The following is a 14,647-nucleotide window of genomic DNA, read 5'->3' on the forward strand; positions in this document are numbered from 1 at the left end:
GAAGCAAGGAAGGCTAGGGGGGATTTCGCTATGCAGCAGAGCATAAGCTGGCAAAGCAGTGTGTCGATCTTCAAAACTGGCGTCATAGTAAAGCAATTAGGTTTTGCCGTCGGAATCCCCTTTGGTCTTATCGCTTTGTTCATCGGACTGACCTCCGGAAAAAGCAACGATACAATATATGCTCTTGGCTTGGTTGGAGCATTGCTGTTTTTAAGCTGGATTTTCGTTTTACTTGTATACCGAGGCCAATACCAAGTAGAATTCGTACTTGATGAGAAGGGCGTGCTGTGCCGCACTCAGCCCAAACAACATAGGATAAACCGAACAATTAATACTTTGACTGTTATGCTGGGCCTGCTTTCTGGAAAACCTAGCGTGGCTGGAGCTGGCATGCTGGCTGAGTCAAGGCAGGAGGTCTTTCTGCAATGGCAGCGTATCTCCAAAGTAAAACGTGATCCACGTCGCCAGATCATTATTCTCTGGAGCGGGAGGATGGAGCAAATCGCGCTATTTTGCACACGGGATAATTATCTGCAGGTTGAGCAGTTTGTACTCTGGAAAACACAGCAACATAATGAGGTGGAGGTCGAATGAAAAAAGGTCTTTTTTCGCAGATAGTCCTCTCGTTGCTTGGAGTAGCCTTTATTCTTTGGGGGAGTGGGAGCCTTGCGCTGGGCATCTCCGGTGAACAGACCACTGCCGTCGTCACGGATATTCGGCGCGAGGGCGGCGAGCGGACAGACGTCAAGCCAGGACGCTATACTTACAATATCAGCTATACCTTTACCTTGCCTGACGGAAGAAAAATCAACGGATTTACAAAGAAGATCGGTGATGCAGTTTTTATAAAAGCTGATGGCACATCAACTGTACAGATACGGTATTTCCCCGGTTTTCCCTATATAAATGCTCTGGATAAGGATACGGGACTAGGAGCTGGCCCGTTTGCTCTGATCTTAACTGGAGGAGTTGTGGTGTTTTTAATGGTCCGAAAAAACCAAAGGGAATGATGCCCTTCTACCCTTGACTTCTCAAAACCAATATTATACAATATTTGTTAAATACTGATACAAACGATGAGAAGAAATAGTAATCCTTTATGAACTGGTTTAGCGAGTCGGGATGGGTGGGAGCCTGATACAGAGTCTTTAGGATGAATGGCTCTTCGAGTTGCAATCTGAACACGATTAGTTAGTAGGTGATGCCGGGGGTTTCCCGTTACAGAAACAGGATATCGAGAAGTCGTTTATTGAGCACATCATGAATGCGCTGAAAGGGAACGAACTTACTCCGTATCTGGTTAATGAGATATTGATGCTATTGCCTTTTGGGGCATAGATTCAATATAAAAAAGGTGGCACCACGGAAGCAAACTTCTGTCCTTTGCAAGCTAAGCGCTTGCAAGGACAGAAGTTTTTTTGTTATTTAAATAAGAAAATGGAGGGATTTCTATGGAAAACTCAAAAAAGGGATATTTCGGAGACTATGGCGGGAGTTATGTTCCCCCGGAATTACAAGAGGTTATGGATCAAATCGAAGAGGCCTTCGAAACGTGTAAAAATGATCCTAAATTCAACCAGGAAATAGACTACTACCTGCGCCAATATGTTGGCCGCCCTAATCCGCTTTATTTTGCCGAAAAACTTACGAGTAAACTAGGTGGAGCAAAAATCTATCTTAAACGTGAAGAGCTCAATCATACCGGTGCTCACAAAATCAACAATGCTATTGGGCAGGCCTTAATTGCCAAATCCATGGGCAAAACACGGATTATTGCTGAAACAGGTGCTGGACAGCACGGAGTAGCAACAGCTACAGCCTGTGCTTTATTCGGGCTTGATTGTGTTATTTATATGGGTGAGCATGATACCCGTCGGCAAGCGCTTAATGTTTTTCGTATGGAGATTCTCGGTGCCAAGGTTGTCGCCGTGAACCATGGTGAAGGAAGCATGAAAGAGGCCATTGACGAAGCGCTGGGAGATTTAGCCCAAAACTATGAAAATACCTTTTATCTTCTGGGGTCTGCAGTGGGTCCACATCCTTACCCCACCATTGTCAAGCATTTTCAATCCATTATCAGTAAAGAAGCCCGAGAGCAGATTTTAGAAGCAGAAGGCCGTCTCCCCGATGCGGTACTCGCCTGTGTTGGCGGCGGGAGCAACGCCATTGGTGCTTTCGCGAATTTTATGGGGGATTCCACAGTTCATCTCATCGGAGTAGAGCCTGCAGGTTTAGGCTTGGAAACAGGTAAACATGCTGCCCCCCTTGCTGCAGGTAAACCTGGGGTAATTCACGGTTTTCGTTGCTATATGATGCAAGATGAAATAGGGAACCCCCTGCCCACTCATTCCATCTCCGCGGGATTAGATTATGCCGGTGTTGGCCCTGAGCATAGCTACCTCAAAGATTCGGGGCGAGGGGAGTATGTTTCTGTTACCGACCAAGAGGCCTTGGACGCCTTTTATCTTCTTTCTCGAACAGAAGGAATTATTCCGGCTTTAGAAAGCGCCCATGCTGTTGCTTATGCAGCTAAAATCGCCCCAACCCTGAGTCCCGAAAAGATTTTGATTATCAATGTATCAGGGCGTGGAGACAAGGATGTTCAGCAAATCTTTGATATGACTCGTAGATAAAAGAAACACCCCCTTGATAAGGCCATCATAGAAAGCTAAATTAAAGCTTGCTTATGATGGCCTTCTTTTGGCTAGAAAAGGGTACTTATCAAATTATGTCGAAGTAGTAATAATAGATAGTATTAGTGAAAGGCACGCCACATCGAGCCGCTTCTGGCAGAAGGCTTTATAGAAATGACTATGCCGGATAAGCCCAACAGCAAGATGCAAAAGTATCGGCTGACTGACAGCGGTAAGGCGTTTCAACAAAGATAAAGGTGTGAACAAGATGACGGAAATTACAAATAATATAAAAGACACAGCCCTAATTTTTGAAGGCGGTGGTATGAGGGCTAGCTATACAGCGGGTTTTCTTAATACGCTAATCGAAAGCGAATTATTCTTTGATTATGTGGCGGGGATTTCTGCAGGCTCCAGCCACTGTGTAAATTACTTGTCGAGAGATACCGAGCGGGCAAAGCGTTCTTTTGTGGATATAGTTTTGGACCCCAAGTTTGGGGGATGGAGGTCCTTTTTTCAAGGGGAGGGATTTTTCCGATCACAGTACATCTATGAAGAGACTCACTACTCCGAGGCTCTTCTACCCTTAGATTTTTCTGCATTTATGGGAAATCCGGCTCAATTGCGTATTGGAGTCTTTGAAAGGGACCGCGGTGAATTAAAATATTATACAAAAGAGGATATTCACGATGTTAAAGACTTGGTGAAAATTGTCCGTTCCTCGTCCTCTATGCCGATCTTCATGCCCCCAACCTATTATGACGGACATTATTATGTAGACGGCGGCCTGGGTGGTGGAATTGCTCTCGATATCGCCAAGAAGGATGGGCTGAAGAAGTTCTTTGTTGTCCTTACGCGTAAAAAAGGCTACAGGAAAAGCCCTGCTCAATTTAAAGGCTTTATTAAGGCTTATTACCGCAGGTACCCCAATGTCGTTGAAGCTATGCTTAAGCGTCATATCATCTACAATCAAACCCTTGAGGAATTAGAGCAGTTAGAAAGAGAAGGTAAAGCCTTTCTTGTCTATCCTGAGGAGATGCCGGTATCGAACCGCGAGATCAATTTTAGCAAGCTGTCTGAAAGTTATCGCTTGGGGTACGAGCAGGGCCAAAGAGATGTATCAAAATGGAAAGAGTTTTTGTTATGAGGTGACCTCGACGTATTAATGCACCTTTGCTTTTGGCTGGTTTTTCAACCGATTTTCTCGATACAAAAGGAGGAGCAGCAACGCTATACCTGTTGAAACCGTCAGGGTGACATAGACACCTTTGAAGCCTTGATTAAGCGTGTCCTGAAACTCTTTTTCGATGGGTGCTCTTAAATTCTCTATCTCAGCTTTATAGGTTTTGTTTGCCGTATCGAAACTAGGGGGTATAGCGGCCTTTAAGGTTTCCATTTTATCAAGGGTTGCTTGGAGACTTTGCTTGGCAGCTTTTAGAGTCTCGACCACGGGGGCCCTTGGATTTGGGGCAACACCTGGAGATACACCAGCAGTGGCGCCTTCCAACTGGGTTATATTTTTGTCTAATGCTTGAAGGGCACTGACCAAACCGCTGATTCCACGATCCAGACCTTGATTAATCTCCGTGATGGTCTTGGGGGTGAACTTAGTGAACATATAATCGGCAAAGGTTTTGGTATTATCAACGATGGTGGTGACGTCCGAATTTCTCAGGAGAAGGACCAGATCGTCGGGGATATCGGTGGCTTGATTGGAATTCATATCAAGTTTTATCTTTTGGAACGCTGTGAGATCGGGGATATTAACGTTTGCAAATTGCTCCTTCGTATTGGGATTGGCTTTTAAACGGTTGAATTCAGTGGTTAATTCCTCAGCGTGGGGGAGAGGGGGAATCGATACCTCCTTAGGTAAGAGTTGGTTGATATTCGTCTGAACAGAGGCTCCGGCATGGGCGATAAAACCCACCATAATCGCTGGGGCAATGGCTGTCCCAATGGACCGGATTAAGGATAGGGTAGCCAAAGCTGAGTTGGACTCTTCTTTGGGTGTGTTATCCAGCATCATATAATTAAGTGGCGTCCCAATCGTAAAGCCCATCCCAAAACCCAAAAGGATTAGACTCATCAAAACATTCAGCAGTGTGGGGTAGAGGGTGGTTATAAATACTATATATAAGCCACCAATGATTGTCGCCAGAAACCCAATCCCTAATACGGGTTTAACCCCATACTTATCGATTAATTTTCCTGACAGGGGAGCCCCGACTCCAGAGAACAAAGCCAGGACAAAGACAAAGTACCCACCCGATCCCGAAGTCATCTTTAGCGCGTTCTCGGAGAATTGGGGGATGAAAATTGTAGCGATCAGAATAACACCCGTGATAAAGGCTAAGAGGAGTGTTATGAGGATATTTTTGTTTTTAAAGTAGCTTAAGTTGAGCACCGGATCCTCTGCTCGTTTCTCAATCCAAATAAACAGCGGCAAAGACACGATAACGATCAATAAAAATGGATAGACTGAAACCTCTTGGACGGATGCTACCAGATCGAAGAAGTCCAGATTTTTTAAACCGTAGAGCAGTGAGAGAATCATGATGGTCAAAAGAGAAATTCCCAGAAAATCGATTTTCTTAACTCGTGTTAATTTTGTATTGGGCAAATAGATTGAGCCCACAATTAAAATGAACAGGGTGATGGGAATATTGATATAGAAAATATACTGCCACTGCGTATTGCCAAACAGTCCTAAAATGGCACTACCGGCAGTGGCGCCGAATAAATTCGCGATACCAAACACTGCACCGACAAGCCCCAAAGCCATGCCGCGTTTTTCCACTGGCACGGTCGTGCCAAATTCAGCGGTAGCAATAGGAACGATACCGCCGCCCCCTAAGGCCTGTATGGCTCGACTGACGATGAGCATCGGAAAACTATGAAACTGTTGGGAAAGCCCACAAAAGAGAGAACCCACACCAAATAAAAAGATACAGGTCAGGTAAACATACTTCCGTCCGTACATATCGGCTAGTTTGCCTGCTATGGGGATGCTTGCCGAGTAAGCCAGGGTATACATGGTAATCATCCAGATCCCCACAGTGTCATCCACCATAAGATCTTTTTGGATGACTGTACGAGCCGGAGTGACGATCCCCGTATCTAAAGCGCCCATGAATATACCTAATAAGTAGACCATCATGATGAGCACGTAATATTTCGTGTTCTTATTCTGCATAAATCAACCTCAAACTATTTTTGAGTAATAGGCCTACTTTTCCCATTTTACAACTGCTTTAGTCGTTAAGATGATGGTCTTCTTCTTCGGATTAGAAATGCAAAAGGGGCGTGTGAAATCACAATTTTCACACGCCTCTTTTGCTTTACTTTGGCTTACATAAAAGGCAATGGGGAGGGTGGGAGGGTTATATCATTATTCATCTTACCCCTAGAACATTTTGAATTACTTTGTAATTCATGGCAGTTCATTCTTCTTGCGAAAAAACAGGATAAAAGATTTCAATAAGGTTGGAATATAGAAATAAATTTAGTATAATGAACAGTGTTCATAAAGAGAGGTGATCCTGATCCCAAAGATTATTAAAGATCCAAAGGTACTAATACTAAATCAGGCCCGAGATATCTTATACAACGAAGGGTATAAAGATTTTAGCATCCGAAAAATTGCGAAAGCAAGTGGGGTATCCGTAGGTACAATATATAATTACTTTTCTACTAAAGAGGAATTGCTCCTATACCTCATGATGGAATACTGGGAAAAGTACTATGATGGATTAGAAACAATCGATCGAGAGGAAAAAGACTTATTTGCGAAGCTGCAAAGAATGTCTGAGGAGCTCAACTCTTTTGTTAGCACATTCCAGCTTGTTTGGTTGGATTTTAATGAGCATGGAATATCCAAGAGCATTCAGCAGAACCGTCAAGAAGAGAAGAATTTTATAACCAGATTGATTTGTAAAGTCGAAGAAATGCTTTCGAAGGAACCGACACTAATTCAGCGCCTAAATGAATTGGATTTAGACGTAAATGAAATAGCCCATTTAATTGTTATGAATCTTGTTATGATCGCTCAATTTAAGAATAATTATGAGTATAAAAGCTTCGATAAAGTTTTAAAAGCAATACTTGAATAGTAGAACTTTCTAGTAATTGAAGGAGGATAATAATTTGGGAAAAGCATTGAAAGGAATCATCTTATATCTAAAGGACTGGCGTAATTGGTTAACCCACTCTCTCATTGGAATCGGGATTCTCTTGGTGGCTTTTTTTATGCCAGTAAAACCAATTTATCGTATTCTATTAATCGTAGTAGTCGTAGGATTCAATGTCACAAGAATGAAACTTAGCAAGAAAAAGAAATTACAGGAAGAACAGGGCAAAGAGCATAACATTGAATTGATTGCAGAGACTGAAGCTTGAGATCGAAGGGGGCATTTACATGCTTGAGCTTGCCTTTGGCGAAAGTCCTGCAGGCGCACTAAAATTGGCGAAATCCATGAAACAGGGACAACAGCTCGATGCTGAGAAACCTCGCATCTGGTCTGGTTTGACTATGGAAGGCAGTTCAAAGGATGTTGAGGCACTGACACTTGCATTGGATATTGGTGATATTTCAGATATGGATACCGGCATGAATGCGCGCAAAAAGACACTTGATGGTCTGTTCGCAGATTTTCCAGGGGTATCTGATGAAATATGGAAAACCAGTCAACATGCCTTGACGCGGATTCAGGAGGCGAGATCAACATTAGAACATATACGAATGTGGATCTGCCCCAGTAATCCTGTGGAAGTGTGCAGCTTGTATTTTGTGTGCCACCTAATGTTAGATGCCCAGACACCTCTTTCGGTTGTGTGTGTTCCTGAGCAAATCATGAAGGATAACTGTATTATCAGTTATCGGAGTACCGGGGAAGTCAACCCAGAATCCTTAGGTGCTTTCACCAAATATGAGGAGCCAGTAAGTGTATTGCAACGTAAAATCTATGCGAATACCTGGAACGACTTAGCACGTGAAAATGCTCCACTGCGTGCCATAATCAACGGAAATCTCATTGGCGTTCCAGAAAATTTTTATGATTTTTTACTGCGAGCTAATATGCCAGATGGAGAATTCAAGGTTGCACAGCTGATTGGTAAAACAATGGGCCAAATATCTGGTGTCGGCGACCGCTGGCTGTTCTTGAGAGTTCAGGCCATGATACAATCAGGAGAATTGCTTGAGGTTTCAGCGGCAACAGGCGATCATCCTTACTCAGGGGTTGTAAAACGGAATAGTGAAATTACAACGTAAAAACTGAGGCTATGTTTATTTATTGAACATAGCCTCTTTTTATTAAATAACAAAGTTGAAATTTACAACGTGTAAATTGAAATTGATAGACTCGTTTCAGAGGTGTATGAAGGTTAGTGCCACATCACGACTGTGCTGTTTGATAATAATTATTAACTGCTCCATGACCGCATTGACATCAAGGCAGTCAGCTCGATTACTGAGAAAGAGTATCAGGTTGGTGGATCGACAGCACTCCTGGACGATATAGGAATGACAATCCACAAAATTGGCAATGCTCAAAAGTATACCGCCGATGACTACCGTGCAGAAAAAGTGATGTTTGTCATCATCACCGACGGCGAAAGAAACTCCAGCCGCGAGTATTCGGCAGAGAAAATCGAAGCGCAAATCGCAGTTGCTACATTCCGCGAATGCTCTGCAATGCCAGAAGGCTGGAATGATGAAATCAAAAAGGACTATAAGAAGCGCGGACAGCGAGAAGCAAGCCCTCGTTTGATTGGGCATGCTCCTTCATAAAAACCGCCTCTAAGGACTTGGCGCCAGCCAAGTTTTCTTTAGCTAATCAGAAAGTATAAGTTTGTAGGTGCATAAGGGCAACCTACGACTTCGCTAAGGATGTATGCATTAAGAGCCTGGCGAAGCCGGATTTTCTTTATCTTGAATTGGAAAGAAGAGTTTGGAGACTGCATTAAAGTATGTGGATCTAAAAGTGGACGAGTTTATTTATCCTGCAGAAGACCAGGAGGTAGAAGAAAGCTTAGATGATTTGCTGAGGGGGATGGAGTCCTAATAAATACCCACGATATCGTCAATAGGAATTATGGCAGATTCTTCAATACCCTTAACATAGATACTTTTAAATCGATCCTTTCCTTCAGGGGGAAGATGGATGGTTCCCTCAATATCCTTTTGCTCACCCTTTAAAAGGTATCTAACATTACAAATCTGTTGAGACTTAATATATTGGCAAAAGGGTCGATCGTAATCACCGATCATTTGCAGGGAAGAAAGAAACTGCCTTTTGCTTATTTGAAAATCAAGTTCTTCTGCCTCTGGCTGGTTGTCAACAAGTTCTCGGGCAAAATCGGACAACTGCATATAGACATGATCGGCTACACGGCCCAAGGTCTGCTGAAATACGGTGTTTTCTGATAGTAATTTTAAGCCTACGGTTAAGGCATAAATCTCTGCAGAATTCAGAGCCAGAAAAATGGGGTGAACCGGTGATTCATAAGTATTGGCCTTGCGTTTCAGCGGGCCAATTTTCATTTCCGTTCCCATAAATTCGAAGCCATCTTGAAGCATTTTCAAGTCGTTATCCAGGTGGCGTGTACTGATTTCAAAGTGCTGAGCAATATTTTCTCTTGTTTTACTGCCGGAGTGGAGGTATTTAAGAATTTCCAGAAGGCGTAGGCTTCGATCTTGCGGTTCAAATTTATGGACAAACGAGTCGTCTAAATGTAAGTGATGCGTTCGATTGAGGGTTCCAATCAGGAGTCCAAGCTTTGATGCCTGCTTGGCTTTGTCTCCTGGATGGGAGCGGATACCATTTTCGATATTTTCAACGAAGTTGTCTGGGAATTTCTTAATCATTGACAGCGGTATATCAAGAATCCCTAGTCGCTTAAGTTCGCTAGCGTTCGTGGTTCCTCCGTAGTATTTTTCAAACCAACTGTGCAGATTTTTTGCTACATCCTCACGTTGCTGTGGTGTTCGTCCAAATTTGGTTTTGCTGGAACCTTGGCAAACAGCTTCGTGGATCAATTCTCTCAGGGTGGGCTCTGCCTTGAGATCACTCATCATTATTCATCTCCTCTCGTTTATGTAAATATGAAGCTGGGCTTCATTAAAAAACTTCTCCAATAATTCTAAGATAAGGACATGAGCAACACACTATATAAAAGGAGAGTGAAGAAATGAATGCTTATGTTATCGGTGATATCCACGGTTGTTATCACGAATTTAAGCGATTGCTCGGGCGAATCAAACCAGATCTCACAACGGAACGATTGATTCTTTTGGGTGACTACATCGACAGGGGCACGCAATCCTGGGAGGTGGTCAAGGAAATCATCAGCTTGCTGGAGATGTTTGGAAGGGATCATGTCGTGCCCCTTCGCGGGAATCATGAACAGATGGCCATCGACTATATTCTATGCAAAGGAAAAAGTTTCCTCTATAACGGAGGAAAAGAAACTATCAAAAGTTTTGCTAGGCACGGCGATTACTTAGGTGACTATCTGGAGTTTTTTACAAGCATGCCTTTATATGTGGAGGATGAGAAATTCATCTATGTTCATGGAGGGATTAGGCAGGGGGTAAGCTTGTCCAACCAAAGCAGTGAAGATATGCTCTGGCTCCGAGATGAGTTTTACGAATATCCCAATACGACAGACAAAACCGTAATCTTCGGTCATACTCCTACTTATTATATCAATAAAACAGATCAACCTGCGGAAATATTTAACAATTATGCACTCGATACCGGTTGCGTTTTCGGCGGATATCTTAGTGCGGCTCAAATCTGTAACGGAAAAATTGCTCGAGTTTATCAGGTGGAAAAGAAAATAGCGAGCTAAGTTGAATTAAGAAATAAGGAGGAAATTCTTATGACTAAGGAATCAGGGAAATCTACTCACCAAGTCCAGGGGGAATATTTCTTCATAAAAACGGTTGCAGGGGATATTGAATGCGAAAAGGCGGTTTTTGGCAGTTGGTGTGTCATTGAAGATAAAAAGTCCCAATTCCAAGTTTTCGCAAAGAGCTTTGAGTATTGCATAGAGGGCATCCGAAAATTCTATGCCCAAGACCTTGGAAGAGAAAATGGAAATGCGAAATTTGTTCTGTATACTAGGCAAGGAGAGATCCTCGAGTATTCTGATACCCCCATCTACATGATTGTGAAATACCACGACCCTAAAACTGGCGAAATAACGCTAACACAGGTTCGCGACTTTGGCCTTAAGTTCGAATTGATGAACGAAGATGAACTTGAAGTAGTTGAAAAGGTACACTACTCAGAAAATACATTGGAGGAAGCACTTGAAAGATGGTCTGAGAAATTGGGCTTACCTATCTACAAGTTTAATTTCACGACCTCCGATGTGGAAACTGAGAAAGAGACATTGTCGAAAATTATGAATGTGGAAAAAGATCGGATAATATGGAAGAGTTTTAGAAACATATAACACCCTAGTTGGTTAGCGGGTTAAGCCCCGCTTTCCGAATTCGGAAATTAGTGAAGATCTGGACTGCTCTGTCTGTGAACTATGTTCTGCATGATTTGGGATGGGAGCATGTTAGAGATATAAAATATAATACTAAGGTTTTTAGGTCCTGCTTTCTAAAAAGATTTTGAGAGCAGGATACTTTATATATTTTATGCAGTTCAATTATTTGTCTGAAGCTTATGTTACGCTTAATTAAGTAAATTAGAAGGAAAATTCAGATAATTAATAAGATGAAAGAGGTAAAATATAGCAAACAATCGAATTATACAAATAAACTATTAGCAGGAGGATAACTAATGCTATATAAAAATGAACAAAAAAAACGGGGAGAAAAACTTATCCAAGGAGGATTCTTCGGCGATAACGCCGGACATGGTAAGTTTAGGAGAATACCACGTCCTTTTGTTTTAAAAGACGGCAAAAATAATCTTTACCCTGACGTAAGGGATGATGTCCTTGATTACTTTAAGCAAAATAATATTGTGTGGTGGGGAGGCAAAAGCCCAACAGGTCATGTTCTTTCGTCTCAAATTGCCTGTCTTAATCATTTGTTTCCAATTCGTCAAGATAAGGTAGCTGTTCTAAACCTTCTAAAGAGCATAACAGATGACTTTATTGATGTTTTCCCTATAGCAGAAAACATGCCGGGATATATTCAATTTGAGGCAGTCGGCGGAGTAACAAATTATTTAAATGAAGGAACTAACACTCGTGGAAGTAACTGTACCTCTGTGGACGCCTTGATCTATGCCCTACATAAGAATGGAAAACGATTCTTGATACCAATTGAATGGAAGTATGTTGAAGCATATGGCAACGAGGACAAATCTTTGGAAGATAAGGGAAAAAAGCGAAAATCAAGGTACGATCAACTTATTAACCGCAGCCAGTACCTTAACAATAAGACACAATCGTGCTGTTGGTATGAGCCGTTCTATCAGCTCATGAGACAAACCTTATGGGCGGAACAAATAATAATTAACCAGGTAAAAGGCTTGGAAGCGGACGACTATCTTCACCTTCATGTCATCCCAGATCATAACACACAGTTACTTAATAAAACTTATCCCTATAGCGGCAAAGGCATGGAGGAAACTTGGAGGCAATGCCTAACCATACCCGACAAGTACAAGATTATCAGTCCCAAACAGCTGTGGAGCAAACAGAATGCAAGCACTCCATTATTTCAATATATCCAACAACGGTACTGGTAATGAAAAGATGATGCGTAGATATTAGGCGTCGGTGGTGTTATCATGAAAGGCGCTTTAAAGCAAATTCCTAGGCTTGCAGTAAGTGCAATTTAAGTGGTTTTGAAGAAATAATAACGGCGGCGTTTATAAATGTTCAAATAATGTACTTCGGGATATTCCGCAAGGGATGGGAGTTTTATAATGTTGAATGTGTTTGTATATGGTACGTTGATGAGAGGACAGAGAAATCACAAAAATTATCTTTCTCAATCTGAGTTTATTGGTTGTGGTGAGATTACAGGTTTTGCTATGTATGCAGTTAGTTCCTTTCCTGGGATCGTACCTGAAAATGGGGAAAAAGTTAAAGGTGAGGTCTATCAAGTGGATCAAGATACTTTACGTCGGCTTGACTCTCTCGAAGGAGAAGGAAGCCTGTATCTTAGAAAGCCTGTGGATGTACTAGTAGAAGGGAAACTTCTGCAAGCCTGGATCTATGTCTGGAATCAGGAAGTTAAAGGAATGCCAAAGTTAGATTATGGTGTTCAACCTTGGCCTGGGGCAAATAAAACGATTAAACTTCCTGTTAACAAACGTTATATTTGGTATGCAAGCTACGGTTCGAATCTACTCGAAGAACGTTTTATGCACTATATCCAAGGCGGGGTTTGCCGGTTTAATGGTGTGGAATATAGAGGGTGTTCCGATAAAAGTGCTCCTTTAGAGGACAGACCCTGTATGATAAATCATGAATTATACTTTGGCAACCGATCCGTCACATGGGAAGGTGGAGGGGTGGCTTTCTTGAATCCCACCCCCAATGAGCATTCTGATACATGGGGCAGGATGTTCTTGATTACAGCAGAACAATTTGCGGAGGTTCAAGAGCAAGAAGGCGCTTGGTACGATCTAGTTATCGATCTTGGCGAGGCAGACGGTATTCCGATTGAAACCTTTACCAATTCAAAAATAGTCACTAAAAATGACCCTTCACAAAATTATATTGAGATAATAAGGAAAGGTCTACATGAAACATATCCTGAAAATTCTGAATGGGAGATAGAGAAGTACTTAGTTGAAAATGGCCTATATTGTGGGGAAAAGATGTTACAGGCGCTTCATTTTATAAGAAAGAGTCCTCGGCGTTGTAGCGTGTTTGAAATAATGAATATGGTTAGATATAAACTGGAAAAAGCCAAAAGAATAATCGAGCCCTTAGTGGAGAAAGGGTATATTAAGCAAGATAGCAGGGATACTTCTGGAGAATATGAACCTCAGCAACTTACTACACAGTACCGGCAAAACGCCAGGAGATCGACAGGATATTAAAGACAGATGCAGAAGATAAGAAACTTTCTCTAGGCGGCAAGGTCTTTGCCGATGCAGGGAAGGACGAGAAGGTCTTAGCATGCGTGAGTTGTTTAACCTATTATAAAGAAGGGACAGCATTTTGCCGGGAATGCTTACATAGCACTGTTGATCTCGATTTAAAAATAGCAGATGTCATTTTTGAACTTAATGTTAAGGGATATCTAACCAGTAATTGTTGTGCAGGACACAGCAAAGAAAGTGTTTCCTATATAAAGTTTAAGGTTGATATGCAGGAAGTAGATGTGCCAGAAAGTTTTTTCTTGGATCGGCATAACTCTCTAGAGATGATTTCTTATCATAAGGCCAAAGGTATCACGAAGAAGAAAATGGAGCAGACAGTCAGTGAAACAGAATATGTGACCTACTGGCTGAGGAGTTTAGAAAAATTGAGGTCTTGGGCTAATGAATTACCTATTAGATAACTGTAACATGGAAAATTGCTGAACCTACCACACACAACTCACTTGCGTATCCGACTAAAACAGAATTCGACTTAACCTTATCCATATGCTCAAATAAGCTCCACAGCTATCGGCAAATAGAAATATCTGCAGGTCGAGAAAGTGGTCAGTGATTCAGAGGCCTTACAAGAGATAAAAGTTGGAAAAGGCAGTGTTTAGAACTTACGGTGTAGAGCAGAATTCGTTGTTTTGATAGTGATTTCATATGTTGATGAACAATCTGATTTACATGGCCTGTCCCACAATCCATCAATTATGGGACAGGCTTCTATTTTTTGCTGCATTGTTTGAATTTCTTGCCGCTCTACAGGAACAGGGATTATTACGGCCGATTTTTGCATGCTTTTTTGATCAATGGTAGGAGCATCAAAACCTAAAAAAGGGATTGAAATTTTCATTGACCGTGAGAATCAAAGAAATATGTTCCTAATTTTTATAGAATTTTGACGAAATGGAAGGGTTTAGGAAAAGTGCTGGAGAAATAAAGAAA

17 protein-coding genes, 1 pseudogene and 1 other annotated feature are annotated in these 14,647 nt (G+C 41.9%); of the genes and pseudogenes, 15 read left to right on the forward strand and 3 right to left on the reverse strand.

Annotated features, from left to right (window positions below; genetic code table 11):
• The first annotated feature begins 30 nt into the window (after window positions 1-30).
• From AAC978_RS07580 to AAC978_RS07595, 5 genes are all read left to right on the forward strand, one after another.
• Window positions 31-594: a hypothetical protein gene (locus tag AAC978_RS07580; RefSeq protein ID WP_341547437.1), complete on the forward strand. Its 564-nt coding sequence runs from the start codon at window positions 31-33 to the stop codon at window positions 592-594.
• Window positions 591-1,010, forward strand: a complete 420-nt coding sequence (locus AAC978_RS07585; protein ID WP_341547438.1) for a hypothetical protein — start codon at window positions 591-593, stop codon at window positions 1,008-1,010. The genes AAC978_RS07580 and AAC978_RS07585 overlap by 4 nt, the downstream gene beginning before the upstream one ends.
• A 57-nt stretch (window positions 1,011-1,067) precedes the next feature.
• Window positions 1,068-1,387: a binding site (T-box leader), on the forward strand.
• 64 nt (window positions 1,388-1,451) lie between these two features.
• Window positions 1,452-2,633, forward strand: a complete 1,182-nt coding sequence (gene trpB, locus AAC978_RS07590) for a tryptophan synthase subunit beta (protein WP_341547439.1) — start codon at window positions 1,452-1,454, stop codon at window positions 2,631-2,633.
• 141 nt (window positions 2,634-2,774) lie between these two features.
• Window positions 2,775-2,888 (forward strand): Fic family protein, encoded by a 114-nt coding sequence (locus AAC978_RS16175; protein WP_445900290.1) that lies wholly within the window; start codon window positions 2,775-2,777, stop codon window positions 2,886-2,888.
• Between the two features lie 13 nt (window positions 2,889-2,901).
• Window positions 2,902-3,780, forward strand: coding sequence for a patatin-like phospholipase family protein (locus AAC978_RS07595; protein WP_341547440.1), 879 nt, complete (start codon window positions 2,902-2,904; stop codon window positions 3,778-3,780).
• Window positions 3,781-3,795: 15 nt separating this feature from the next.
• On the opposite strand, the gene AAC978_RS07600 is transcribed toward AAC978_RS07595, so the two are convergent.
• A complete protein-coding gene (locus AAC978_RS07600) occupies window positions 3,796-5,826 on the reverse strand; it encodes an MFS transporter (RefSeq protein WP_341547441.1) in 2,031 nt (676 codons plus the stop codon).
• A gap of 340 nt (window positions 5,827-6,166) precedes the next feature.
• On the opposite strand from AAC978_RS07600, the pseudogene AAC978_RS16180 reads away from it, so the two are divergent.
• From AAC978_RS16180 to AAC978_RS07620, 5 genes and pseudogenes are all read left to right on the forward strand, one after another.
• Window positions 6,167-6,334 (forward strand): annotated as a pseudogene (locus AAC978_RS16180) (TetR/AcrR family transcriptional regulator); the annotation flags it as partial.
• Between the two features lie 15 nt (window positions 6,335-6,349).
• A complete protein-coding gene (locus AAC978_RS07605; protein ID WP_341547442.1) occupies window positions 6,350-6,742 on the forward strand; it encodes a hypothetical protein in 393 nt (130 codons plus the stop codon).
• Between the two features lie 34 nt (window positions 6,743-6,776).
• Window positions 6,777-7,028, forward strand: coding sequence for a hypothetical protein (locus AAC978_RS07610; RefSeq protein WP_341547443.1), 252 nt, complete (start codon window positions 6,777-6,779; stop codon window positions 7,026-7,028).
• 19 nt (window positions 7,029-7,047) lie between these two features.
• Entirely contained in the window at window positions 7,048-7,902 is an 855-nt protein-coding gene (locus tag AAC978_RS07615; protein ID WP_341547444.1) for a DUF3658 domain-containing protein, read from the forward strand.
• Between the two features lie 252 nt (window positions 7,903-8,154).
• On the forward strand, window positions 8,155-8,421 hold the full coding sequence (locus tag AAC978_RS07620; protein WP_341547445.1) for a hypothetical protein: 267 nt from the start codon (window positions 8,155-8,157) through the stop codon (window positions 8,419-8,421).
• Between the two features lie 270 nt (window positions 8,422-8,691).
• Here the strand turns inward: AAC978_RS07620 and AAC978_RS07625 are convergent, their stop codons facing one another.
• On the reverse strand, window positions 8,692-9,708 hold the full coding sequence (locus AAC978_RS07625) for a hypothetical protein (RefSeq protein WP_341547446.1): 1,017 nt from the start codon (window positions 9,706-9,708) through the stop codon (window positions 8,692-8,694).
• A 113-nt stretch (window positions 9,709-9,821) separates the two neighbouring features.
• Here AAC978_RS07625 and AAC978_RS07630 point away from each other — a divergent pair, with 113 nt between their 5' ends.
• The 5 genes from AAC978_RS07630 to AAC978_RS07650 all read left to right on the forward strand — a co-directional run bounded on the left by AAC978_RS07630 (window position 9,822) and on the right by AAC978_RS07650 (window position 14,118).
• A complete protein-coding gene (locus AAC978_RS07630; protein ID WP_341547447.1) occupies window positions 9,822-10,484 on the forward strand; it encodes a metallophosphoesterase family protein in 663 nt (220 codons plus the stop codon).
• A gap of 30 nt (window positions 10,485-10,514) precedes the next feature.
• Window positions 10,515-11,093, forward strand: a complete 579-nt coding sequence (locus AAC978_RS07635) for a hypothetical protein (RefSeq protein ID WP_341547448.1) — start codon at window positions 10,515-10,517, stop codon at window positions 11,091-11,093.
• A 338-nt stretch (window positions 11,094-11,431) separates the two neighbouring features.
• Window positions 11,432-12,349: a PGN_0703 family putative restriction endonuclease gene (locus tag AAC978_RS07640; protein WP_341547449.1), complete on the forward strand. Its 918-nt coding sequence runs from the start codon at window positions 11,432-11,434 to the stop codon at window positions 12,347-12,349.
• A gap of 180 nt (window positions 12,350-12,529) precedes the next feature.
• Window positions 12,530-13,654, forward strand: coding sequence for a gamma-glutamylcyclotransferase (locus tag AAC978_RS07645; protein WP_341547450.1), 1,125 nt, complete (start codon window positions 12,530-12,532; stop codon window positions 13,652-13,654).
• An 83-nt stretch (window positions 13,655-13,737) separates the two neighbouring features.
• Complete coding sequence (locus AAC978_RS07650; protein ID WP_341547451.1) at window positions 13,738-14,118, forward strand: hypothetical protein; 381 nt, start codon at window positions 13,738-13,740, stop codon at window positions 14,116-14,118.
• 194 nt (window positions 14,119-14,312) lie between these two features.
• Here AAC978_RS07650 and AAC978_RS07655 read toward each other — a convergent pair whose 3' ends face one another.
• Window positions 14,313-14,555 carry a hypothetical protein gene (locus tag AAC978_RS07655; protein WP_341547452.1) on the reverse strand — a complete coding sequence of 81 codons (243 nt, stop codon included), beginning with the start codon at window positions 14,553-14,555 and terminating at the stop codon, window positions 14,313-14,315.
• Window positions 14,556-14,647: the final 92 nt, after the last annotated feature.

It is taken from the genome of Desulfitobacterium sp. THU1 (genome assembly GCF_038181555.1).
In the GTDB taxonomy this organism is placed as follows: Bacteria; Bacillota; Desulfitobacteriia; order Desulfitobacteriales; family Desulfitobacteriaceae; genus Desulfitobacterium.

Excerpts from the sequence above, each read along its gene's own strand:
- AAC978_RS07615 (WP_341547444.1), top strand. The coding sequence starts at position 7,048 with ATGCTTGAGCTTGCCTTTGGCGAAAGTCCTGCAGGCGCACTAAAATTG.
- AAC978_RS07580 (WP_341547437.1), top strand. The coding sequence starts at position 31 with ATGCAGCAGAGCATAAGCTGGCAAAGCAGTGTGTCGATCTTCAAAACT.
- AAC978_RS07655 (WP_341547452.1), bottom strand. The coding sequence starts at position 14,555 with ATGAAAATTTCAATCCCTTTTTTAGGTTTTGATGCTCCTACCATTGAT.
- AAC978_RS07635 (WP_341547448.1), top strand. The coding sequence starts at position 10,515 with ATGACTAAGGAATCAGGGAAATCTACTCACCAAGTCCAGGGGGAATAT.
- AAC978_RS07595 (WP_341547440.1), top strand. The coding sequence starts at position 2,902 with ATGACGGAAATTACAAATAATATAAAAGACACAGCCCTAATTTTTGAA.
- AAC978_RS07600 (WP_341547441.1), bottom strand. The coding sequence starts at position 5,826 with ATGCAGAATAAGAACACGAAATATTACGTGCTCATCATGATGGTCTAC.
- trpB (WP_341547439.1), top strand. The coding sequence starts at position 1,452 with ATGGAAAACTCAAAAAAGGGATATTTCGGAGACTATGGCGGGAGTTAT.
- AAC978_RS07605 (WP_341547442.1), top strand. The coding sequence starts at position 6,350 with ATGATGGAATACTGGGAAAAGTACTATGATGGATTAGAAACAATCGAT.
- AAC978_RS07630 (WP_341547447.1), top strand. The coding sequence starts at position 9,822 with ATGAATGCTTATGTTATCGGTGATATCCACGGTTGTTATCACGAATTT.
- AAC978_RS07645 (WP_341547450.1), top strand. The coding sequence starts at position 12,530 with ATGTTGAATGTGTTTGTATATGGTACGTTGATGAGAGGACAGAGAAAT.
- AAC978_RS07585 (WP_341547438.1), top strand. The coding sequence starts at position 591 with ATGAAAAAAGGTCTTTTTTCGCAGATAGTCCTCTCGTTGCTTGGAGTA.
- AAC978_RS07640 (WP_341547449.1), top strand. The coding sequence starts at position 11,432 with ATGCTATATAAAAATGAACAAAAAAAACGGGGAGAAAAACTTATCCAA.
- AAC978_RS07625 (WP_341547446.1), bottom strand. The coding sequence starts at position 9,708 with ATGATGAGTGATCTCAAGGCAGAGCCCACCCTGAGAGAATTGATCCAC.
- AAC978_RS07620 (WP_341547445.1), top strand. The coding sequence starts at position 8,155 with ATGACAATCCACAAAATTGGCAATGCTCAAAAGTATACCGCCGATGAC.